The organism is Bradyrhizobium sp. 44 (genome assembly GCF_023073095.1).
Lineage (GTDB): Bacteria > Pseudomonadota > Alphaproteobacteria > Rhizobiales > Xanthobacteraceae > Bradyrhizobium.
The window spans coordinates 122,969-145,710 of sequence record NZ_JADPIY010000004.1 but is presented as its reverse complement, the minus strand read 5'-3'; the positions used below and the strand labels follow the sequence as shown (position 1 = coordinate 145,710).

The 22,742-nt window shown below is 63.3% G+C and carries 18 protein-coding genes; 7 read left to right on the top strand and 11 right to left on the bottom strand.

All coding sequences use genetic code 11. The features are described from left to right. Window positions 1-83: 83 nt before the first annotated feature. Together IVB41_RS00685 and IVB41_RS00680 are read right to left on the bottom strand one after the other, a co-directional pair. Complete coding sequence (locus tag IVB41_RS00685; RefSeq protein ID WP_247425858.1) at window positions 84-1,079, bottom strand: TRAP transporter substrate-binding protein; 996 nt, start codon at window positions 1,077-1,079, stop codon at window positions 84-86. 62 nt (window positions 1,080-1,141) lie between these two features. Continuing rightward, window positions 1,142-2,860, bottom strand: a complete 1,719-nt coding sequence (locus tag IVB41_RS00680) for an IlvD/Edd family dehydratase (RefSeq protein WP_247425856.1) — start codon at window positions 2,858-2,860, stop codon at window positions 1,142-1,144. 175 nt (window positions 2,861-3,035) lie between these two features. Between IVB41_RS00680 and IVB41_RS00675 the strand changes: the two genes are divergently transcribed. Both IVB41_RS00675 and IVB41_RS00670 read left to right on the top strand, forming a co-directional pair. After that, the gene (locus IVB41_RS00675) at window positions 3,036-3,737 is read left to right on the top strand and encodes a GntR family transcriptional regulator (protein WP_027568858.1); all 702 of its coding nucleotides are present in this window, start codon (window positions 3,036-3,038) and stop codon (window positions 3,735-3,737) included. A gap of 180 nt (window positions 3,738-3,917) precedes the next feature. After that, the gene (locus IVB41_RS00670; protein ID WP_026233295.1) at window positions 3,918-4,334 is read left to right on the top strand and encodes a DUF1236 domain-containing protein; all 417 of its coding nucleotides are present in this window, start codon (window positions 3,918-3,920) and stop codon (window positions 4,332-4,334) included. 66 nt (window positions 4,335-4,400) lie between these two features. Here IVB41_RS00670 and IVB41_RS00665 read toward each other — a convergent pair whose 3' ends face one another. After that, a complete protein-coding gene (locus tag IVB41_RS00665) occupies window positions 4,401-4,814 on the bottom strand; it encodes a hypothetical protein (protein ID WP_247425854.1) in 414 nt (137 codons plus the stop codon). A 150-nt stretch (window positions 4,815-4,964) separates the two neighbouring features. Between IVB41_RS00665 and IVB41_RS00660 the strand changes: the two genes are divergently transcribed. From IVB41_RS00660 to IVB41_RS00650, 3 genes are all read left to right on the top strand, one after another. Beyond that, window positions 4,965-5,939: a transglutaminase family protein gene (locus IVB41_RS00660; protein ID WP_247360026.1), complete on the top strand. Its 975-nt coding sequence runs from the start codon at window positions 4,965-4,967 to the stop codon at window positions 5,937-5,939. 109 nt (window positions 5,940-6,048) lie between these two features. Next, the gene (locus IVB41_RS00655; RefSeq protein WP_081747937.1) at window positions 6,049-6,879 is read left to right on the top strand and encodes a potassium channel family protein; all 831 of its coding nucleotides are present in this window, start codon (window positions 6,049-6,051) and stop codon (window positions 6,877-6,879) included. Between the two features lie 142 nt (window positions 6,880-7,021). After that, window positions 7,022-8,293, top strand: a complete 1,272-nt coding sequence (locus IVB41_RS00650) for an MFS transporter (RefSeq protein ID WP_247425853.1) — start codon at window positions 7,022-7,024, stop codon at window positions 8,291-8,293. Between the two features lie 38 nt (window positions 8,294-8,331). On the opposite strand, the gene IVB41_RS00645 is transcribed toward IVB41_RS00650, so the two are convergent. Further along, window positions 8,332-9,153: an NAD(P)-dependent oxidoreductase gene (locus IVB41_RS00645; protein ID WP_247425851.1), complete on the bottom strand. Its 822-nt coding sequence runs from the start codon at window positions 9,151-9,153 to the stop codon at window positions 8,332-8,334. An 88-nt stretch (window positions 9,154-9,241) separates the two neighbouring features. Between IVB41_RS00645 and IVB41_RS00640 the strand changes: the two genes are divergently transcribed. Next, window positions 9,242-10,210 (top strand): SMP-30/gluconolactonase/LRE family protein, encoded by a 969-nt coding sequence (locus IVB41_RS00640; RefSeq protein ID WP_247425849.1) that lies wholly within the window; start codon window positions 9,242-9,244, stop codon window positions 10,208-10,210. Between the two features lie 165 nt (window positions 10,211-10,375). Here IVB41_RS00640 and IVB41_RS00635 read toward each other — a convergent pair whose 3' ends face one another. Together IVB41_RS00635 and IVB41_RS00630 are read right to left on the bottom strand one after the other, a co-directional pair. Continuing rightward, window positions 10,376-11,806, bottom strand: a complete 1,431-nt coding sequence (locus IVB41_RS00635) for an aldehyde dehydrogenase family protein (protein WP_027568850.1) — start codon at window positions 11,804-11,806, stop codon at window positions 10,376-10,378. A gap of 207 nt (window positions 11,807-12,013) precedes the next feature. Then, a complete protein-coding gene (locus IVB41_RS00630) occupies window positions 12,014-14,377 on the bottom strand; it encodes a transketolase (protein WP_247425847.1) in 2,364 nt (787 codons plus the stop codon). Between the two features lie 133 nt (window positions 14,378-14,510). On the opposite strand from IVB41_RS00630, the gene IVB41_RS00625 reads away from it, so the two are divergent. After that, on the top strand, window positions 14,511-14,972 hold the full coding sequence (locus tag IVB41_RS00625) for an Lrp/AsnC family transcriptional regulator (RefSeq protein ID WP_007593935.1): 462 nt from the start codon (window positions 14,511-14,513) through the stop codon (window positions 14,970-14,972). A 79-nt stretch (window positions 14,973-15,051) separates the two neighbouring features. Here the strand turns inward: IVB41_RS00625 and IVB41_RS00620 are convergent, their stop codons facing one another. The 5 genes from IVB41_RS00620 to IVB41_RS00600 all read right to left on the bottom strand — a co-directional run bounded on the left by IVB41_RS00620 (window position 15,052) and on the right by IVB41_RS00600 (window position 22,726). Further along, on the bottom strand, window positions 15,052-16,629 hold the full coding sequence (locus IVB41_RS00620) for a metallophosphoesterase (protein ID WP_027568848.1): 1,578 nt from the start codon (window positions 16,627-16,629) through the stop codon (window positions 15,052-15,054). Window positions 16,630-16,644: 15 nt separating this feature from the next. After that, window positions 16,645-19,452, bottom strand: coding sequence for a hypothetical protein (locus IVB41_RS00615; RefSeq protein WP_247425845.1), 2,808 nt, complete (start codon window positions 19,450-19,452; stop codon window positions 16,645-16,647). Window positions 19,453-19,619: 167 nt separating this feature from the next. Beyond that, the gene (locus IVB41_RS00610; RefSeq protein WP_247425844.1) at window positions 19,620-20,699 is read right to left on the bottom strand and encodes a zinc-binding dehydrogenase; all 1,080 of its coding nucleotides are present in this window, start codon (window positions 20,697-20,699) and stop codon (window positions 19,620-19,622) included. Window positions 20,700-20,758: 59 nt separating this feature from the next. Continuing rightward, window positions 20,759-21,700 (bottom strand): DMT family transporter, encoded by a 942-nt coding sequence (locus IVB41_RS00605; protein WP_247425842.1) that lies wholly within the window; start codon window positions 21,698-21,700, stop codon window positions 20,759-20,761. Between the two features lie 186 nt (window positions 21,701-21,886). Next, window positions 21,887-22,726 (bottom strand): aldo/keto reductase, encoded by an 840-nt coding sequence (locus IVB41_RS00600; protein ID WP_247425840.1) that lies wholly within the window; start codon window positions 22,724-22,726, stop codon window positions 21,887-21,889. Window positions 22,727-22,742: the final 16 nt, after the last annotated feature.

The window sequence follows — 22,742 nt, the reverse complement described above, 5'->3', positions numbered from 1 at the left end:
TGGCGGCTATCCTGCCCCAAGCTCCGCCGCGGCGTATGGGTCCCGGCTTTCGCCGGGACGACGCGGAGGCAACGGTACGCGGCCTAGTTGATCGAGCGGATCAAATCCTTGATCTTCTCGGCGTGCGGGCCGAGCTCCTTGGCGAGCTTGCCGAGATAGGGATCGGCGATCGCCGTGAAGGTCTTCTTGTCGACGTTGTCGACGATCTTCACGCCCATCTTCTTCAGCTTCTCTGCCGCGGTGCGTTCGAGGTCGAAGGCCTTCTGCGGCTCCTTGGAGCTGACCTCGTTCCCCGCCGCCTGCACCCATTGCTTCTGCTCGGCCGACAAGCTCTGCCAGAGCTTGTCGGAGATGAACACCAACGCGTTGTTGGCCTCGTGCTCGGTGATGTTCAGGACCGGAGCGACCTCGTAGTGCTTGTTGACGAGGTAGACGTTGATGCTGTTCTCGGCGACGTCGACGACGCCGGTCTGCAGGCTCGTGTAGACGCTGCCGAACGGCATGTGCACGGTCTGGGCGCCGTAGGCCGGGAACATGGTGTCCTCGGTCGCGGTCGCCTGCACCCGGATCTTCAGGCCCTTGATGTCGCCGACATTGTGGATCTCCTTCTTGGAGTACATGTGGCGCACGCCCTGCGACCCGGTCGCGATCACATGCAGGCCCTGTGTGGTCTCGTCGATCATGGTCTTGAGCGCGTCGAACACTTTTGGATCGGCCAGGCCCTTGACCACGTGGTTCTCGTCGCGGAACAGGAAGTGCAGCGACATCACACCTGCCTGCGGCGAGATCGTCGCGGTGTTCGCCGAGGAGATGATCGCAAATTCGACGTCGCCCGCCTTCACGAGCTGGAGCACCTGCGGCTCCTGCCCGAGCTGCGCGCCCGGATATTGATCGATGATCATGGTGCCTTTGCTCAATTCCTTGAGCTTTTCGGCAAAGAGGTCGCCCGCGATGGAATAGCCGGTGTTGCGCGGCTGGTCGTAGGCAAAGCGATAATGCTTCACCTCCTGCGCCGACGCGCCCGTGACGAAAAGAACAGCGGCCGTTGCCGCCAGCCCAAGCATGGATCGTGCAATCATCGTTTCCCCCTTGTTTTATCGCTCGCCGCTTTAGCGGTCTGAGCGTTCGTTCGGGTGGTTGGTCACCCCTTATCCGTCTTCTTCCCAGTTCTCTGCATAAAATCGAAATCGCAGCCCTCGTCGGCCTGCATGATGGTCTCGTTGAACAGCCAGGCGTAGCCGCGCCGCGCCTCGTCCGGCGTAGCCGCGGGTTTCAACGCGCCGCGCCGCCGTTCGAGCTCGGTAGCATCGACGAGAAGCTCGATGCTGCGCTTGGCGACGTCGAGGCGGATCATGTCGCCGTTCTGCACCAGCGCCAGCGGCCCGCCCACGGCGGATTCCGGCGTGATGTGCAGCACGATGGTGCCGAACGCGGTGCCGCTCATGCGCGCATCCGAAATGCGCACCATGTCCTTGGTACCGCCACGCGCGAGCTTCTTCGGGATAGGCAGATAGCCCGCCTCGGGCATGCCGGGCGCCCCCTTGGGGCCGGCGTTGCGCAGCACCAGCACGTCATCGGCGGTGACGTCGAGATCGGGATCGTCAACCCGGAGCGTCATGTCCTCGACGGATTCGAACACCACCGCACGCCCGGTGTGCTGCAATAGTTTCGGGCGTGCAGCCGACTGCTTGATGACCGCGCCGCGAGGGGCGAGATTGCCGTGCAGGACGGCGAGGCCGCCTTCCTTCTTGATCGGATTGTCGCGCGGACGGATCACGTCCTGGCCGGGCACGTCTTCCGCCTTCGCGACGACGTCGCGCAGGCTCTCGCCCGTGATCGTCTTCGCATCGAGATCGACGAGATCGCCAAGCTGCGCCAGCAACTTCGGCACGCCACCGGCATGATGAAAATGCTCCATGTAATGCTCGCCGGACGGCTTCAGATCGATCAGCACCGGAACCTCGCGGCCGATTTGATCGAACACTTCGAGATCGAGCCGGTGCGGCGAGCGATGCGCCATCGCGGTCAGATGGATCAGGCCGTTGGTCGAGCCGCCGATGGCCTGGAGCACGACCTGGGCATTCTTGAAAGACGCCGGCGTCAGCACCTCGCTCGGCTTTGGACCCTTGGTCTTGGCCATCTCGGCGGCCACCCTGCCGCTCGCCTCGGCAAGCCGAAAGCGCTCCGCATGCGGCGCGGGAATCGTCGCGCTCATAGGCAGCGACAGGCCCATGGCCTCGATCATGCAGGCCATGGTGGAGGCCGTGCCCATCACCATGCAGGTGCCGACCGATGGTGCGAGGCGGCCGTTGACCGCCTCGATCTCGACATCGTCCATTTCGCCGGCGCGATACTTGCCCCAGAGACGTCGGCAATCAGTGCAGGCGCCCAGCACCTCGCCCTTGTGATGACCAACCACCATGGGGCCAACGGGAATGACCACCGTCGGCAGATCGGCGCTGATCGCGGCCATCACCTGCGCCGGCAGTGTCTTGTCGCAGCCGCCAATGACGATCACCGAATCCATCGGCTGGGCCCGGATCATCTCCTCGGTGTCCATCGCCATCAGATTGCGCAGATACATCGAGGTCGGATGCGCAAAGCTCTCGGCGATCGAGATAGTCGGGAACACGAACGGCATCGCGCCCGACAGCATCACGCCGCGCTTGGCGGCCTCGATGATCTGCGGGACGTTGCCGTGGCAGGGATTGTAGTCGCTGTAGGTGTTGGTGATGCCGACGATCGGGCGCTCGAGCGCGTCGTCGGAATAGCCCATGGCCTTTATGAACGCCTTGCGCAGAAACAGCGAGAAGCCGGCATCGCCATAGCTCGTCAGCCCTTTGCGCAACCCACTCGTCATCATACCACTCCCATCATCGGGTCATTGTCGTACAGCCTGCCCCTTGATTGTCAATAAGGCAGACGTCAAACTTGGCATTTTCGCCATTGGCGCCCTGGTGACGACCAAATTATTGACAATCTGAGCCTTGCCTGCTCCACAGTACGGACCGGCCAAGCGCCGGGAGGCCGAGGGCATGTCCGACACTCACACCGCAGAAGCCATGACGGTCCGGCGCGACGATCCGGACGACATCGTCGCGCGGCTCGAGGAGGACATCATCTTCGGCCGGCTCGCGCCAGGCGCGCGCCTCACCGAAGACGCGCTGATGTCGGCTTACGGCACCTCGCGGCACTTCGTGCGCCAGGCGCTGGTGGATGCGGAGCGCCGCGGCATCGTCCGCCGCGAGAAGAATGTCGGCGCCACCGTGCGGTTCTACTCGGCCGAAGAGGTCGGGCAGATCTACGAGGTCCGGGAGATGCTGACCCGGCAGGCGGCGTTGATGATCCCCCTGCCCGCTCCGCAAGGCCTGATCGACGAGCTCTCCGCATTGCAGCGGCAATATTGCGCGAGAGCGGATTTGCAGGACCTGCGCGGCATCCACGAGGCCAACGACGCCTTCCACCTCGCGCTGTTCTCGGCCTGCGGCAATCCCTATCTGGTGCGCTCGCTGCAGGACTACATGAACCTGACGTTGCCGATGCGCGCCAAGAACCTCGCCGACCGAGACGGCCTCGCGCAATCACAGCGCCAGCACGAGCTGATGATCGAGCTGTTGAAGGGCCGTGACAGCTGGGCGCTGGCGCAGCTGTGTGTGGATCACATGCAGTTCAGCAAGAAGGATTACCTGGCGCGGATTGCGGGTGAGCAAGCCGAACAGCAGGGCCCGCGTTCATAGATGGGAGACGTTCGCTTCTCGCGGTGCTGCAGTTTACGCGGTAAGGGCGCGCTGGATTGCCCGCAATTGCAGGCCGCACGAGCCCATTCGGGCAATAACGCCTGCAGTCCATGACTTCTGGGGAACCTATGGTCGGCTTGGTACTTGATCTTGCACCAATCCCCCACCATAGGAGCTGCCATGATTTGCCGTTTAGTCGGAGCCGCCGCTGTTGCCGTCGCCGTCCTGCTTCCCGTAACGACCCAGGCCCAGGGCGTTCCCGGAGGCGTCGAACGCGGTGCGCGGGATGGTGAGCGAGCGGCAGGGCCTGTCGGTGCAGTTGTGGGTGGCGTCGTCGGCGGCGTCGTTGGCGGCGTGGCGGGAGTCCTTGGCGTCGATCAACGTCCTCGCTTTCACTCCTACGTCGTCGAACAGCGGCGGCCCTCATATCAGTACCGCGAGGATGTGAGAGTCGGGGCGGTTCTTCCGGAGGAGGGCGTGACCTATTACGAGGTGCCACCCGAGTACGGCGCCCGTGAGTATCGTTACACGGTGGTGAACGGTCGCACGGTTCTGGTCGAACCGCGAACCCACCGGATCGTCGAGATTGTCGAATAACAACCAAGGGCCGTCTTTCGAGACGGCCCTTTCGTTTGCGCAGATCTAAATCCCTCAAGTCCCGGTTCAGTACCGCCTCAGCAGACCGCGATCCACGCTGGCATCGCCATAGTCGACGCAGGCTCTCTTCGGGTTTCTGATCAGATCGGTCCGGACGCGCCTGAACGTTTTGGCGGCCGCGTCGGACACTTCGGGGCGAAATTTACCGGGATCGGAGGTCTCGCCATCGCGGGCGTTGATGGCCGCAGAATAGGCCTCGATCATCGCCATCGCGGCATCCGTGCTGCCGAGAAGTCGGGCGCCGAGCTGGACACTGCCGGCACCATTGACTTCGTAGCCGACACATCGTTGTTCGAGCACCGCGGACGCGGTGACGAGCTGGTCGAGGAACGTCGCCTCGGCGTCGCTGAGCATCGCGGCTCGCGCCGGTCCCGACATGATCAGCGCGAGCAGTACGACGGCTGCCAATTTGATTTTCATTGTGATCAAGGCACCGAATGCCGAATTGCGATCGCGCAGATCGACCAGAGCAACGTTGATCTAGATCAATGGGCCGGGACGGCCAAAGCGAAGGCTCGGGACCTTGTATGCGCTCATCCTGTGGGGAAAACGATTCAGCCGCCGTTTGGCTTGACCAACCGCACCACAGCAAGCGGCGTCGCCAGCTCGCAGGCGCGAGACATCGAAGCGGATCAATGCATGGCGATCATTGGCGAGATCACACACACCACGACCTACCGCTACGCAAAGCCGGTTACGTTCGGCACGCACCGAGCGATGTTCCTGCCGCGGCGCGGCTCCTCGACCCGACTGCTTCGTTGGTCCGCTCGGACCAGCCTGCCATCAAAGGTGCATTGGGTCACCGACTCCCGCTCCAATGCCGTGACGGTGATGGAATTCAGCGAACCCGGCAGCGAACTGACATTCACGTTCAAGGTTCGCGGCATCTATTTCGGCATTAAGGGTCTGGAGACGTTTCCGCTGGAGCCCCGGGCCGAAGAGGTTCCCGTGCAGTATACCCCGGACGAATGGACCGACCTTGCAGGTTACCTGCGTCCGCATGCCGACGATGCAGACGGCAGCCATGCGAGCTGGACCAAGAGCTTTGTCGCCGGCGATCAGGACCGGACCGTCGACGTGCTGCGCCGTATGCTGGGCATGTTCCGCAGCGAGTTCAGCTATCGCGGAAGAGAGGCCGAAGGCACCCAACCCCCGAGCGAAACACTGCGCACGAGATCAGGTACATGCCGGGACTTCGCCTGGTTGATGATCGAGACCTTGCGTCGGCTCGGCTTCGCATCCCGCTTCGTCAGCGGCTATCTCTACGACGCGGCGCTCGATGGCGGCGCCGTCGGCATGACCGGCTCCGGCGCGACCCACGCGTGGGTGCAGGTGTTCCTGCCCGGTGCCGGCTGGCTGGATTACGACCCAACCAACAGCCTGAGCGCCGGCTTCGACCTGATCCCCGTGGCCATTGCGCGGCATCCGGGCCAGGCCGTGCCGCTGGCCGGCTCGTGGTTTGGCGACCCCGGCGACTACCTCGGCATGTCGATCAACGTCGCCGTTAACAAGATCGGCGAAATGCTCGATCCTTCGGAGGGATAGGATGCCGAGAGATAGGCGCGGCGGTCACTTCCTCTCCTGACGCTGCTTGACCACCTCATTTTTCTCGGCGGGCAGACAGCCCGAGCAAGACAATCGGCAATCGCTGACCATGGTGCTTGATCGCAACAACACGAGGGAACGTGCGGCGCTCGACTCTGCCTCCGCCCCATTTGAGCTCCTGAAGAGCAGGATCCGACAACTTTATGAAGGCGACACTTTCGGCTGCATAAGATTCCGATATGGCTTGCTCGTGCTTGATATCGTCACGGTTCTATTCATCATTGCGACCTCGTTCCTGCCTCGCAACAGGGCTATTGAGTCGCTCGATGTTGTGTTCGGTGTCTTGATCCTTGCAGACTTCTCCGCACGGATGATCATCAGCCGTCAGCCGCTGCGTGACCTTGCGCGACTTTCGACCTGGACCGACATCATCGTCATTGTTTCGTTCCTTGCACCACTCACAGGAGAAGCCGGCGGCTTCCTGCGCGCATTTCGAACATTGCGACTGCTGCGCGACTACCAAATGGTGGCACGTCTGCGGGTCGACAGCCCCTTCTTTCGGCGAAATGAGGAAGTCGTCTTTGCGGTCGCCAACCTCGGGGTGTTCATTTTTGTGATGACGGGGATCGTCTACGAGACCCAGAGGTCTCACAACAATCAGATCGCCCACTATGCCGACGCGCTCTACTTCACGGTCACGGCGCTAACGACGACCGGCTTCGGTGACATCACCCTGCCCGGAACTGTCGGACGCCTGATAACCGTCGTCATCATGATCTTTGGCGTGACCCTTTTCCTGAATCTCGCCAAGGCATTGCTCGCGCCCTCCAAGGTACGCTTCCCCTGCGCTGTCTGCGGTCTGCAGCGCCACGATGTCGACGCGGTGCATTGCAAGGCCTGCGGGACCGTGTTGAACATTCCCGATGAAGGCGCGGACTAGGCCCATGCCGGCCCGAGTGCCGGGACTGGCATTAAAACTGTTTGTCAAGCCATCGAAATTTCGCAAAGCCGGAAATAGATAGGGGCCGGGCTCCGGCGCCACGTCCCGCGTCCCCATCCATCTCCCTCCCGAACGAAATGCCATGACGGAACAAACTCTGACGGAGCCGATCGCCGAGCGGCAAGCGCCACCTCGCGGCTTCTCGCGCTACCAGGCGGTCCTCGTCGCGCTGCTGGCGCTGGTCCAGTTCACGATCATCATCGATTTCATGATCATGTCGCCGCTCGGCGCCATCATGATGCCGGCGCTCGATATTTCCGCCGCCCAGTTCGGCGTGGCGGTCTCGGCCTATGCGTTCAGCGCGGGAATTTCCGGCATCCTGGCGGCCGGCTTTGCCGACCGGTTCGATCGCAAGCGGCTGCTGTTGTTCTTCTACGCCGGCTTCACGCTTGGCACGGCGCTTTGCGCGATCGCGCCCAACTATCACCTGTTGCTGCTGGGGCGGATCGTGACCGGCCTGTTCGGCGGCGTGATCGGCTCGGTCGTGCTCGCCATCGTCACCGATCTGTTTGGGCTGCAATTGCGCGGCCGCGTCATGGGTTTCGTGCAAACCGCCTTCGCTGCAAGCCAGGTGCTGGGCATCCCGGCCGGTCTTTTCCTCGCCAACCAGTGGAACTGGCATGTCGCGTTCGGCGCACTGGTCGGCCTGTCGGTGATCGGCATGGCCGCCGTGATGTTCCTGATGAAGCCGGTGAACGGCCATCTCGGGCTGAAGCAGGATCGAAATCCGTTCCGGCATCTGATCGCAACAATCTCGCAGCCGCGTTATTGGATGGCGTTTTCGGTGACGACCCTGCTGGCGACCGGCGGCTACATGCTGATGCCGTTCGGCAGCGCCTACACCGTGCACAATCTCGGCATCGACATCGTGCATCTGCCGACGATCTATCTCGTCTCCGGCCTGTTCAGCATTGTCATCGGCCCGCTCGTGGGACGCGCAAGCGATGCCTTCGGCAAATACCCGACCTTCGTCTTCGGCAGCGCCATGTCCATCGTCATGGTGCTGATCTACACCCATCTCGGCGAGGTGAGCCTGACGGTCGCGATCCTGGTCAACGTCCTGATGTTCGTCGGCATCTTCTCCCGCATGATTCCGTCGCAGGCGCTGATTTCCGCAATCCCCGAGCCGGCGCAACGCGGCTCCTTCAGCGCGGTCGGCGCGTCGCTGCAACAGTTCTCCGGCGGACTCGGCTCCGTGCTCGCCGCCGCGCTCATCGCGCAGGACGCCGACGGCACGCTCCGGCATTTCGACCGGCTGGGATACGTCGTCGTGACGACGGCGGTGATCTCCCTGATCCTGATGTACTTTGTGCAGCGGCCCATCGCGGCCCAGGCCGGCAAGCGCGTGGTCTAGGGCGCCGATCCCGACACCCTGGATTTGCGAATGCGTTACTACCGCTTATTCCAATCAATGATCCGACTTGTGTCGCCGTCGAACTCGTTGCTGCAGAACGCGCCGCCCTGATAGTGATCGCCGATCGGATCGGGCTTCAGTTTGGCCTGCTCGGCCATCGCATGCGCCACGTGGTCCTCGGAGCGCCCCGTGGGGCGGTAGCCGAACTCGTAGGCGCGGTGGTTGTCCCACCACGCGCGTTCGTTCAGGGACACGCCGTAGAAGATCTCGAAATGAATGTCGGGATGCTCGAGCCCGATCTGGCAGAGCTGCACCAGATCTTCCGGCTTCAGCCAGATCGAGATCCGGCGGAGGTCCAGCGGTACGTCGCCGAAATTGCCAATGCGAAGGCAAGTCACCTTCAGGCCATGCTTGTCGGCATAGAGCGCGCCGACCGCTTCGCCGAACACCTTGCTGACGCCATAACGGCCGTCGGGGCGCGGGGTCACGTCGGTGCCGATCTTGTGGTGACGGGGATAGAATCCGACGGCATGGTTCGAGGAGGCGAACACCACGCGCTTGACGCCCTTGCGATACGCCGCCTCGAACAGATTGTAGCCGCCGATGATGTTGGCCTGGAGGATGTCGTCCCAGGGGCCTTCGACCGAATAGCCGCCGAAATGGATGATGCCGTCGACGCCCTCGCAGATCGCCTCGCACTGCGCCATGTCAGAGAGGTCCGCCGCCTTGAATTGTTCGTTGGGGCCGAGATCGGCCGGCGGGCGGATGTCGCTGAGCAGCAGGTCCGGATAGATCGGCGGCAGCAATGTCCGCAGCCGCGTGCCGATTCCACCCGAAGCTCCCGTCATCAAGATGCGCATGTCATTCCTCGTCTTGGCGACCGATTTGCCGTCACGTGTCTCTAATGATAGCTGGATTGTCCAGAGGGAACGAAACGAGAGAACCAACATGAATGAGGCACCGTCCCACACTCAAGGCTGGCGGCCGGCGACGTATTACCCCGATCCGGCGATAAAAGCACTGGACCCCCGCTTCGAAAAATACTGGTTGAAGCTCTCGGCGGTAGAGCGGCTGACGACCGGCCTGCGCTGGGCCGAGGGTCCGGTGTGGTTCGGCGATGGTCGTTATCTCCTGTGCAGCGACATCCCGAACCAGCGCATTATCAAATGGGAGGAGGAGACCGGTGCGGTCTCAGTGTTCCGCAAGCCCTCCAATTTCGCGAACGGCAACACCAGGGATCGCCAGGGCCGGCTCGTCACCTGCGAGCATGGCGGCAGACGCGTCACCCGCACCGAATATGACGGCGATATCACCGTGTTGATGGATCAATTCAACGGCAAGCGGTTAAACTCACCGAACGATGTCATTGTTAAATCGGACGGCTCGATCTGGTTCACCGATCCGACCTTCGGTCTGCTAGGCAATTACGAGGGCTACAAGGCCGAGCCGGAAATTGATCCGAACGTCTATCGGCTCGATCCCGCGACCGGCAAGGCGACCATCGTTGCCGAAGGCGTGCTCGGGCCGAACGGGCTGTGCTTCTCGCCGGACGAGAACATCCTTTACGTCGTGGAATCACGCGGCGTGCCGAACCGCAAGATCCTCGCCTATGACGTCTCGGCGGATGGCACCACGATCTCGAACAAGCGCGTCTTAATCGACGCAGGCCCGGGCACGCCGGATGGCATGCGCTGCGACATCGACGGCAATCTCTGGTGCGGCTGGGGCATGGGCGATCCCGAACTCGACGGCGTCGTGGTATTCGCGCCCGACGGCGTCATGATCGGCCGCATCGCCCTGCCCGAGCGCTGCGCCAATCTCTGCTTCGGTGGCGTCAAGCGCAATCGCCTGTTCATGGCCGCGAGCCAGTCGATCTACGCGTTGTATGTGAACACGCAGGGCGCGGTCGGGGGATAGTCTTCCCAACTCTCTCCTCGTCATTGCGAGGAGCTCTTGCGACGAAGCAATCCAGACTGCACCCTCGGAAAGATTCTGGATTGCTTCGCTTCGCTCGCAATGACGGAACGAAAAACGCCGGAGCGGTTTGCCGCTCCGGCGTTTTGTTCACCCAGGCGCTAGAGATTACGCCGCGTTGAAGCCCGCAACGGCCTTCACTTCGAGGAAGTCCTCGAGGCCGTATTTGCCCCATTCGCGGCCGTTGCCGGACTGCTTGTAGCCGCCGAACGGCGCGGTGCGATCGTTGGGCACGCCCTGCAGATTGACGTTGCCGGCGCGGATCTGGCGGCCGACGCGCTTGGCATCCTCGACGGACGCACCCGTGACGTAGCCGGCAAGCCCATAGGGCGTGTCGTTGGCGATGTGCACCGCCTCGGCTTCGTCCTTGGCGCCGATGATGGTCAGCACCGGTCCGAAGATCTCTTCGCGGGCGATCGTCATGTCGGGGGTGACGTCGGCGAAGATGGTCGGACGGACATAGAAGCCCTTGTTGACGCCCTCGGGCAGGCCCGGGCCGCCCGACACGAGCGTTGCGCCCTCGTCGATGCCCTTCTTGATCAGTCCCTGGATCTTGTCCCACTGGCCGCGGTTGACGACCGGGCCGATGGTGGTGCCTTCGGCGCGCGGGTCGCCCGCCTTGGTCTTGTCGGCGACGGCCTTCGCGATCGCGGCGACTTCCTTCATCTTCGAGGCCGGCACGATCATGCGCGAGGGCGCGTTGCAGGACTGGCCGGAGTTGTTGAACATGTGCATCACGCCGCCGGTCACCGCCTTGGTGAGGTCGGCGCCTTCGAGGATGACGTTCGGCGACTTGCCGCCGAGCTCCTGGCTGACGCGCTTCACGGTCGGTGCCGCACGCTTGGCCACGTCGATGCCGGCGCGGGTCGAGCCGGTGAACGAGATCATGTCGATATCGGGGTGCTCGCTCATGGCGGCGCCGACCTCGGGGCCGAGACCGTTGACGAGGTTGAACACGCCCTTCGGCACGCCGGCTTCATGAAGGATTTCCGCAAAGATCAGCGCCGAGGTCGGGGTGAACTCCGATGGCTTCAGGATCATGGTGCAGCCGGCGGCGAGCGCCGGCGCGACCTTGCAGGCGATCTGGTTGAGCGGCCAGTTCCAGGGCGTGATCATGCCGACCACGCCGACCGGCTCGCGCAGCACCATGGCGGTGCCGACCGGTTCCTCGAAATGATAGTTCTTGAGCACGTCGAGCGTGGTCATGAGGTGGCCGAGGCCGGCGCCGGCCTGGAGCTTTTCGGCCATCGGCAGCGGCGCGCCCATCTCGTCGGAGACGGCGGCACCGATCTCCTTGAGGCGGCCCTTATAAATCTCGATGACTTTCGTCAGCAGCGCGACGCGCTCGTCACGGCTGGTCTGGGAGAACGTCACGAACGCGCGCTTGGCGGCGGCGACGGCTTTGTCAACGTCGGCCTTGGAGCCCAGCGCAACCTCGTACATCGCCTCTTCCGTCGCCGGATTGACCACGGCGGTGGACTTCTTGACAGCGGGATCGACCCAGGCGCCGTCGATGTAGAACTGCATGCGATTGACCATAGTGAACCTCTTCTTGGGGGCTTGGAGGGGGCGTTTCGGCAGGCATCCTTGCACGAAAGCGCCGGCAATTGAACCCGCCATGTGCGGGGCCAGCATTGCGGCGGAAGGAGGTTATATGAGCCTGTGGCGGAGGGGTGGCAAGGTCTCGCCTCACTCACGATGTCATCCGGCCTAGTGCGCAATTGCGCACTAGGCCGGGGCGACGAATTAAACCGCCATCTTCCGATGCAGCACCGGCGCGCCGGTGGTGAGGCTCTCGGCCGCATCGATGATGGCGTTGGCGTCGATGCCGTGGTGGCGGTAGAGGTCGGCGATGGTGCCAGTCTGGCCGAACTGCTCGACGCCGAGCGCCTCGACGCGGTGGCCGCGGACGCTGCCGAGCCAGCCCAGCGCCGCCGGATGGCCGTCGATCACGGTCACGATGCCGCAGTCGCGCGGCAGCGGCGCGAGCAGTTTTTCGATGTGGCTGAGATGCTGCACGCCGCGCCGATCACGGCGCAATTTCCGTGCGGCGGTCCACCCCGCATGCAGACGATCCGCGGACGTGATCGCTAGCAGGCCGATGTCGCGCCGGCTCTCGCCGATGAAGCCGGTCGCCTCGACCGCTTCCGGCGCAACGGCGCCGGTATAGGCGATGACGGCTTCGGCATTGGGGCCCGGCTTGCGCAGCCAATAGGCGCCGTCGGTGATGCCCTCTGCAAGCTCGGGTGTCATGATCCGCTGCGCCTGCTCGATGCTGCGCGTCGACAGCCGCAAATAGACCGAGCCGCCCTCGCCCGGATCGCGCTGCATGTGGTTGAAACCCCAACCCATGATCACGGCGAGCTCGTCGACGAAGGCCGGCTCGAACGAGGCGAGCCCATCCTGCGCCATGCCGATCAAAGGCGTTGCGATCGACTGGTGCGCGCCGCCTTCGGGTGCCAGCGTGATGCCCGACGGCGTTGCCGCCACCATGAAGCGGGCATCCTGGTAGCAGGCATAGTTCAGCGCATCGAGACCGCGCTCGATGAAGGGATCATAGAGCGTGCCGACCGGCAGCAGCCGCTCGCCGTTGATCTGGTGCGACAGGCCGAGCGCCGAGAGCATGATGAACAGGTTCATCTCGGCGATGCCGAGCTCGAGATGCTGACCTTTGGGCGAGAAGTCCCAGTTGAAGGTGGAGGGAATTTTCTCGCTGCGGAATAAGTCCGCCTTCTCGCCGCGCGCGAACAGGCCACGTCGGTTCACCCACGGACCAAGATTTGTCGAGACGGTGACGTCAGGCGACGTCGTGACGATGCGCCTGGCAAGCTCGCTGTCGCCGCGCGCGATCTCGTTCAACACCAGCCCAAACCCCTGCTGGGTCGACATCTGCGGCGCCGGCTTGAAGGCGAGCTGCGACGGCACCTCGATCACAGGCGCGGTGAGCCGGCGGCCGTCCTGGTTGAACGGCACGCCCGCGAGGAAGGCGTCGAGCTCGGCGGGACCTTGGGCGAGGCCCTCGTATCTGTCCCATTCGTGTCCCGGTCGGATGTTCTGGCTGTCGCGATATTTCTCCATCTGCGCAACCGTCATCAGGCCGGCGTGATTGTCCTTGTGGCCCTGGAACGGCAGGCCGACGCCCTTGATGGTGTAGGCGATGAAGCAGACCGGGCGATCGTGATCGATGGATTCGAAGGCGTCCAGCATGCTCGCCATGTCATGGCCGCCGAGGTTCGACATCAGCGCCAGTAGCTCGTCGTCGCTGCGCTTGTCGATCAGCTTGGTGATCGGGCCCTGATCGCCAATCTCGTCGTGGAGGTGCTTGCGGAACGCCGCGCCGCCCTGGAAACACAACGCGGCGTAGAGCGCGTTCGGGCAATTGTCGATCCAGCGCTTCAGCGCCTCGCCGCCGGCTTCCGCAAAGGCCTCGCGCATCAGCCGGCCGTATTTCACGATCACCACGTCCCAGCCGAAATTGCGGAATACGGTCTCGAACTTTTCCCAGAGACCTTCGCGGACGACGGCGTCGAGCGACTGCCTGTTGTAGTCGACCACCCACCAGGTGTTGCGCAGGCCGTGCTTCCAGCCCTCCGCGAGCGCCTCGAAAATGTTGCCCTCGTCCATCTCGGCGTCGCCGACCAGCGCAATCATCCGCCCTTCGCGGCGATCCTTCATCCAGCCATGTGCCTTGACGTAGTCCTGCACCAGCGAAGCGAACAGCGTCTGCGCAACGCCGAGGCCGACCGATCCGGTGGAGAAATCGACGTCGTCGACGTCCTTGGTGCGCGAGGGATAGGACTGCGCGCCCTTGAAGCCACGAAAATTCTCCAGCTTCTCGCGGCTCTGCCGGCCGAACAGATACTGGATGGCGTGGAACACCGGGCTCGCATGCGGCTTCACCGCGACGCGATCCTCGGGTTTCAGCACGTGGAAATACAGCGCCGACATGATGGTGGCGAGCGAGGCCGACGAGGCCTGATGTCCCCCGACCTTCAGGCCGTCCGCATTCGAGCGGATGTGGTTGGCGTGATGGATGGTCCATGACGACAGCCACAGCGCCTTGCGGGCGAGCGCGGTCAACGTGTCGAGGCGGGCGGTATCAACGGGCATCGCAATGCTCCCGGAAAACAGGTGCCCGATGATACTCCTGCGGGACGCGCCAAACTTCTCAATTTTTCGCGCAATACCAGCCAATATCGGGATAGATTACCAATCAATCGATAAAAACGACAGGTTCATCCCAATGCCCGCCCTCGACGCCATCGACCGAAAAATCCTCAGCTACCTCCAGAACGACAGCCGGCTGACCATGCAGGAACTGGCCGACAAGGTCGGGCTGTCGGTGTCGCCCTGCCATCGCCGCGTCAAGCTGCTCGAGGAACGCGGCGTCATCTCGCGCTACATCGCGACCGTCGACCAGAAGGCGCTGGGGCTGCATGTCAGCGTCTTCATCTCGATCAAGCTGGCGCGGCAGAAGGAGGAGGACCTCAACCGCTTCGCGCGCGCGATCTCGAAATGGGACGAGGTGCTGGAATGCTATCTGATGACCGGCAACCGCGACTATCTCTTGCGCGTCGTCGCAGCCGACCTCGCCTCCTACGAGACCTTCCTCAAGACCAAGCTGACCCGGCTCGACGGCATCGCCTCGATCGAGTCCAGCTTTGCGCTCAGCCAAGTGAAGTATTCGATCGCGCTGCCGGTGTGACGGCAATTGGAACTCAAATGCGGAGAAATCCTTCGAGACGGGCAGTGCGGCGGCAATAGAGCCGTGCCGCAGCCCCCGCTCAACGACACTTCGGGTCGTCAGGCGTTGTGAAGCTGCCGGCACCGTCTTCCGGCATGTGCCACGCCACAGTCTTGGGAACGGGAAGCTGTCCTGACGCGGGAGCCGACACGACAACGGCCGTGTAGCAGGGCGGCAATTCTTCAAGGCTCATCGAGCGCAACGCTTCTTCCGGCGGGCGGCCGCCAAGCCGCCTGAGGAACCCTGCGTCATCGATCAATCGCTGGAATGCGCCGGTGTTCGCGATCGTAATCGTCACCGGCGAGCCTTCGACCTCGACACGCCAGGGCTCCTCGAACTGGTGCGTGTGACCATAAATGAAGACGCGCATCGACTTGTAGTCGGCTTGACGAGCGGCGAGATGTTTCGCCATCACCTTGCTCTTGGACGAGAGGAAATGTTCGGCAAGACTTCCAAGCTGCATGTCCCAGCAGATTTGATCCTTTTCATTCACGGCGATCATATCGCAGAGCTGTTGAACTTCCGCGTCGGGTAAGCGCTCCTTGTCATTCGCCAGTTTAGCCAACTCCGCCTTGATCGCCTTCGCGTCGTCGTCGTTACTCGACAATTGCTGCCTGAGCGGATCCTCCTTCGGCAACGCATAGAGGAAAAGCATCGCGCCCTTCGCGCGCGCGATCCCGATATCCCAGTTGACCTTGCCGGCAGGAGGCTTCCCGAGCATGACGGATTTCTGTCTCAGCGACGTTTCCAGCAGGTTGAAGCTTAACAATCTGGCGACGTCGGAAGCTGAGCCCCAAAGCCCTCGATCCGCGGCGCGATACCGGGCCCCCGCGGTCTCCGGGCTGAGATTGTCGATTATCGAATAGGTCTTTTCCTGGTCGTTGAACAGGCGCTGAACGAACAGCTCGCCCCATGGCCGAACGATGTAGTCCTTGCCGCCGACGTGACGCGATATCGTGGGCCATGTTGCGTATTTGTTGACGTCCTGACCGATCTGGTTGCCGTGCTCCGCCAGAATTCGGCCGTCAGCAGAAATCCACGCGCCTTCGGTCACGAGGTTGATGCGGCCACTGCCGGCATTCAACGCGGCTCCGAGCGCATTCCAGATCGCGGCATAGCGCAATGTCGAGTCGTGATTGCCGACGATGATGTGCAACCGGTTTTCGCCGCGCTCGGCAAACGCGCGCAAGATGGCAAGATCGGCTGCATGTTCGGCGGCCACTTTCTCGACCAAAGCGGCCATCTCGTCGATCGTGCAGCCGAGGTCGGCCCCCGCACCGTCGCATTTGATCCCGGCCGGCGGCTGCCAGAGTTCGAGAAAGTCGCCGACGATGACGAGATCGACGCGTTGCTGGCCATCCTCCGTGATCTTGTTCAGGAAGCCCTCCAGCGCTGTCGGCCAGCGGAAGTCTTCCGTCGGGTCCCATGCACCGCCGGCCTGCTTGCCGACGCCGAAATGCAGATCGCTGATGAACACGCTGTGCCGGGGCGAGGCGGCTGGCGCCTGATAGAGCACCCTTGCGACGGCAGGCGCGTTCGCATCGTCGGCCCGCGCCAGAGCAACCGGCGAAGCCAAGATGAATGCGAAGATGACCGCTGCCGTCTGACGAAATTTCATGCCGCACCTTGCTGGTTAGGGCTGGACGCAGAGCTTGATCGCGGGGTTGCCGAGCAGGACATATTCAAGGCCCAGCTCGCTGTAGTCGGCGTCGGCCCTGTCTTTGAATTTTTGCGCCGTCCGCGCGATCGTCTTGTCGAAGAGATCGAGAATGGTGGGGGGCGGCTTCTCCGAGGCGACCTCGGCCATGATCTCCGCAAACGTGCTGGCGAAGACGACACCGTAGCCAGCGTCAATCGTGAATGGCGAGGCGATCAAAGTGTCGAATCCCTGCTCGTTCAGCCGCTGCAGCAGCTCAATGTTCCGGCCCTTGGCGGACGCGGCTGAACAGGCGGCGAAAATGCCGACGCTCCCGGACGGAAATTTCTTCTCGATATCTTGCGAAATGATGTGATCCGTCGATTCCGCGAACCACATCGCTCCCTCATCCTGGTGAGCGAGAACGACGAATCCGACCGCGGAAGCAGACGCCAACGTCAGCAACGGCACCGAGCCTGTCGTCGCGGCGAGATATTGCCTGAGCTTGTCCATCTCGGAAATTCGCGTTCCCGGGACCTTGGCGGGGAAGAAGCCTGGGGGCATCACGGCGCCAGGAACGTTCTCCAAGCCGTCAGGAACTGCAAACATCCAGTCGCCGATGCACTTGTCGCGAGACGGATATCGCTCGATCGCCATCGGCTGCACCACGATGATCGGCTTGTCCAGTACTGGATCCGGTCCCTTGGCGCCGAGAATTCCGAGCGGAACGTAGATGCTGCGATTCTGGCCGCTGATCACGTCCGAGGCGACGCGCACCACCACCACGGGAGACCTGGTACTTTCGCGGACGATGGCCCGGAAAGCTGCCCAGGCGTTCTTGGCGTCGTCCTCCGTCGAATTTCCGGATTTCGTGGAGAACAGGATCTTTGCAAGCTCCTTGGCAGCGGGGAGGTAGCTGCCCGGCTTCTTGTCTGCGGAATCCCGGCGCGCCTTCAGAATCATGTTCTGGAAGCGATCGGTTCTGAGAAAGTCGACGACGCTCGAAGCGGTCTGCCAACCATAGACCGGGGTCTTGCCCGGCCGACCATCGACGAACACCGCCATGCTGTAGGCTTCGAAATCGAAGATGTGAAGCGCGGCCGCCGCCGTCGCATCGGCACCTGAGCCCTCCATTCCGAGCGAAACTTTGCGCAGCGGATTAAGGCCGCTGGAAAGCGCGTCGGCCTGTGCCGGATCTGCACTGTCGCAGACGGGCGCGGACGTGCTGGTCTCGCCGATCGACACACGCTGCACGAGATGATCGAGTGGTTGGAGCCCTCTGAAGATGGCGAACGCAACCGTCGCACAGCCCTGCGATTCCGCCGTCAGCGCGATCTGAATGCTGCCGGCGCTAGCCTTCGCCGAAAACTCGGTGATCGACATCGACCCGTCGGCAAATTTCCTTGCGGCATCTGCATCAGGATGCCGGATCTTCTCGAGATCGATCTTCAAAGTGTAGGAATGACGATCGTCTCCCAGCCGCAGGCTCGAGCCCTCGGGAACGAGTGGTTTGATGGTCAGGACGATCTCGCGATTCCTGGGATCGGCGATCATCTCCTCGAACGCTGGATCCACTTTCGCGCCCGCAGACTGCGTGATCCGGCGCAGCAAGGTGTAATTGAAGGCAGCAACATCGAGAGTGTAGGTGTAGGTGTTGTTGGCGATGAGGATATTTCCCGCCGGTCCGGCGCCATCGACGAACCAGCTATTCCAATAGGCAGAGGTATTGACAGGTTCGGGTGTTGGCGAACCCGCATTGGGGACTGGCGTCGGGCTTGGCGTTGGCGAGGGCGTGACCTGCCCGTCGACCGCAACTTCACCAGCGGGTCTCGATCCCATCGGCGCCATTCGTCCCGAGGGACGCACGTCAGCCCTCATATTGCCGTCGATATCGAGTGGCGGCGCTGCCCGGCCCACGAAGTTACCAAAGTTGCCGTCCATCCGAGAAAGCCGCGTGCCGGGCGGGACAGGCCTGGGCGCAGGTGGTGCCGGGGACCCGGCCGGTGGTGGTGCGGAGGCAACAGGCGGGAATGCGAGACCCGGCGTCGCAGAGGCTATCGGCGGCGCGGGGGCCATGGATGGCGACATCGAAGGTGGTCGCTCGCGGATGGGCGCGGCCCGCGGCCCCAATCGCGGCGGCGGTTCGGCCGTCCCATCGATCGTGGCGACTCGACCATTTTTGGGAGCCGGCATCCCCTCTTGAGCCGACGCCTGCACGTCGGCGCCCGGGCGCGGCATCGGCGGAGCCTGTTGAGGTTCGGGCGCGATCTGCGGCGTCGCCTCAGGCAGCGACTGCGCCCTATCATCTACTCTGGCGACCTTGGTATCGATGCGAGCGGGAGCCTGCTTGACGATCGGCGCTGTATCGACCGACGGCGGCGCGGTCGCAGTTGGAACTCTCGGCAGGTCGGACGGCAAATGCGGCGCCGCCGGCGGATCGTGGCCTCCGGCAGCGATGCTGGGTGGAGACGGGAGCGAAATGTTCGCCTCCCGCATCAGGTTCAGAGCTGCCGATTGCAGCAACAGGAACACGCCCGCGACGACAGTGAAACTCGCCATGCCACCCGCAACGAGCCATCGCCGTGCGAACCGACGGGAGCGGAACGCGACGAACGCCATGAGACCGAGATTGGCTGCGATCAGTGTCACGAACCAGAGCGGCGGCACATCGACGCCAACAGCAGCCAGCCCGTAGACTTCAAACCACGCAAGCAAAACGCAAACGAGAGTGCCGACCGCCCCCAGAAACACTGTCCTGACAGGGGACATCAGCGTGCGCGCTTCTGCGGCCTGAATGTCTGCCACGGCGAACCCGCAAAAAATGAATTACTAAAAAATAACGCCTAAGATTGTCACAAGAACCCAGCCCCGTCTACCCTTACGTGTGCGCGCGCCCGGGAACTCCTCTCCCGGCTAGGCCGCACGCGACCGATCGCCGCAACAGGTTAGCGGTCGCGCGCCGCGATGGGCAATCACCGCCAAGGCTGCACGATGATCTTGGTGTGGACTTCAGGATTGGCGAGATCGGCAAACGCCTTCGCGACGCCATCGATGCCGACTTCCGCCGTCACCATCGCCGCCGCATCCACCTGCCCTTCGGCGATCAGGCGCAGTGAGGCTGCGAATTCGTCGGGCGTGTAGCCGAGCACATACTGAACGTTGAGTTCCTTCATGATGCCGAGCATGGGCTCGCTCCTGTCGGTCTCCATGCACACACCGACCACGACGATCCTGGCATCGCGCGGCGCGCCTTCGAACACCTGCTGCAACAGCCCAGGCACGCCGACGCATTCGAAGATGATCGCGGGCTTCAGCGCGGGCAGCATCGCCTGCAAAGGCGGCCGCGCCGCCTTCTCCGCCTCCGCCATTTGCGCATGCTCGGCCCAGGTCGCATAGGGCTGCGACACCCTTGGATCCACGACGATATCGGCGCCGAGTTTTGCCGCAAGCGCGCGCCGCGCCGGCGAATAGTCAGCGGCGACGATCGGATGCAGGCCCTTGAGCTTCAGCGCCGCAATCACCGCGAGCCCGACCGGTCCGCAGCCGATCACGAGCGGAACCTCGCCGCCACGGATGTTGGCCTTGGCGACGGCGTGAACGCCGACCGCGAGCGGCTCGGTGAGCGCGGCATGCTCCGGCGCGAGACCGTTGGGCACCTCGAGCAGCAGCGCTTCGCTCAGCAGCATCGCCTCGGCGTAGCCGCCAATATTGTCGTTGGAATAGCCGATGCCTTCGATGCCCTGCGGCGTCACCAAGGCCGGCAGCGAGCAGACGCGCGTGCCCGGCTTGAGCTTGCGCACAGTCCCCGGGCCGAAGTCGACGATCTCGCAGCAGAACTCATGGCCGAACACGACGTCGCGGGCGAGGTCCATCGGCTTGCGCCCGGTCTTTCGCGCCATCTCCACCATGCGGTGGGCGTGCTGGCGTGCGTGCAGATCGGAGCCACAGATGCCGCAGGCGAGCGTCTTGACCAGGACCTGGCCGGGGCCCGGCTTTGGCTCGGCCATCCGGTCGACGACAATCTCACCGTTCCTGAAAATCGCAGCGCGCATCCGGCTCCTCCCGTCTTGTTGGAGCCGTTGATAGCACGAAGCGGACGCGTGAACTTGCGTCAGGGGTTCGGGGAACGCTCTTCCATGATCAGGAGCTGGGCGCGACGGATGCGCTCGCGATGGGCGATGTAGAGCCCGCTGGCGACGATGAAGGCTGCACCGGTGACGGTCCAGACATCAGGCACTTCGCCGAACAGGAAGAAGCCCAGAATGCTCACCCACAGCAACTGCGTGTACGAGAACGGCGCCAGCACCGAGGCATCGCCGTAGCGATAGGCCAGCACGATGATCCACTGGCCAACGGTGGAGGCGACGCCGATCACGGTGCCGAGCCCGATCGCGGTCCAGGTCGGAGTGACCCAGACGAACGGGACCATCAGAGAGAGGATCGCAACGCCCGTCAGCGCCGAATAGGCCATCGTGGTAAGGACAGCTTCGCGCCCGCTCATCATGCGCGTCAGGATCAGCGCCGCAGCCCAGCAGAACGCCGAGACGATCGGGAAGAACGCGGCGGCGTGAAACGCGCTGGAGCCCGGGCGCAGGATGATCAGCACGCCGGTCAGGCCGATCGCGGTGGCGATCCAGCGGCGCATGCCCACCTTCTCGCTCAGGAAGACGATCGAGAGCGCGGTGACGAACAGCGGCGAGACGAAGCCGGTCGCGGACGCTTCCGCGATCGGCAGGAAGCTCAGGCCGGTGATGAAGAACAGCGAAGAGCCGAGCAATGCCGCGCCGCGCATCAGCTGCAGGCCGAGGCGCTCGGTGTGCATGGCATGCAGCGGCGAGCCCGGCAGCATCACCGGCGTGAACATCAGCGCGAACGTCACGAAGCGGATCCAGGTGATCTCGATCGACGGCAGGCTCGACGACAAATATTTCGCGGTGACATCGGAGCAACCGAGAAAGATCGTCGACAGCAGCACCAGCGCGATGCCTTTGAAGGGATGATCGACGCGCGCGGGCGCGCGGCGCGCCTGCGGCTTCTTTTCCGGCATAGGCATGGGAATACTGTCGAGCCTTGCGGCTGCGGCGGGCGGCGGGGTCACGGCTGGAACCTAGAAAATGCGAATCGGGAATGATCGTAAAAAACGATAATTGCGCCGCTTTCACAACTTCCGAAAACAGGATGCCGATATGCGCTCACGTCCGCGCGCGTCAAGATTCCATTAAGAATAGGCGTTTGTGCACTACAGCATAGGCAGTCCGCGCGGCTTCGGACCGCGCGGAAACGCCGCATCGAGCGCCGCAATCTCGTCTTTCGTCAGCACGAGATCGCCAGCCGCGGCATTTTCGCGGGCATGTTCCGCGGACGACGCCTTCGGAATCGCGAACACCGTAGTCGCACGGGTGAGGAAGCTCAGCGCGACCTGGCGCGGCGTCGCGCGACGCGCCTCCGCGATGCGCGCCAGCACCGCGCCGCCCTTGCTGCTGCTTGCAGGGAAATCGTCGTGGCCGAATGGCGAATAGGCGACCACGGCGACACCATGCTGTTCGCACCACGGGATCACGGCATGCTCGATCGCGCGTTCCTTCAGATGATAGAGCACCTGATTGCAGGCGATGCGGTCTTCGCCGGCGGCGCCGAGCATCTCGTCGAGATCATCGGCATCGAAATTGGAAACGCCCCAGGATTTGATCTTGCCGGCCCCCACCAGTTCCTCGAATGCGGCCACGGTGTCCTCCAGCGGATACGAACCGCGCCAATGCAGCAGATAGCAATCGAGCCGATCGGTCTTCAGCCGCTTCAGCGAGCGCTCACAGGCGGTGATGGTTCCGCGGCGGGAGGCGTTGCTCGGCAGCACCTTCGACACCAGGAACACCTCGTCGCGTCGGCCCGCGATCGCATCCGCAATGACGAGCTCGGCATCGCCATACATCTCGGCGGTGTCGATGTGGGTCATGCCGAGATCGAGCCCGCGTTGAAGCGCCGCGATGGCGCGCTTACGATCGCCATGGTCGAGATACCAGGTGCCCTGCCCGATGACGGCGACGCTGGCGCCGGTTTTGCCGAAGGGTTTCGTGTTCATATTTGCTCCCGATACC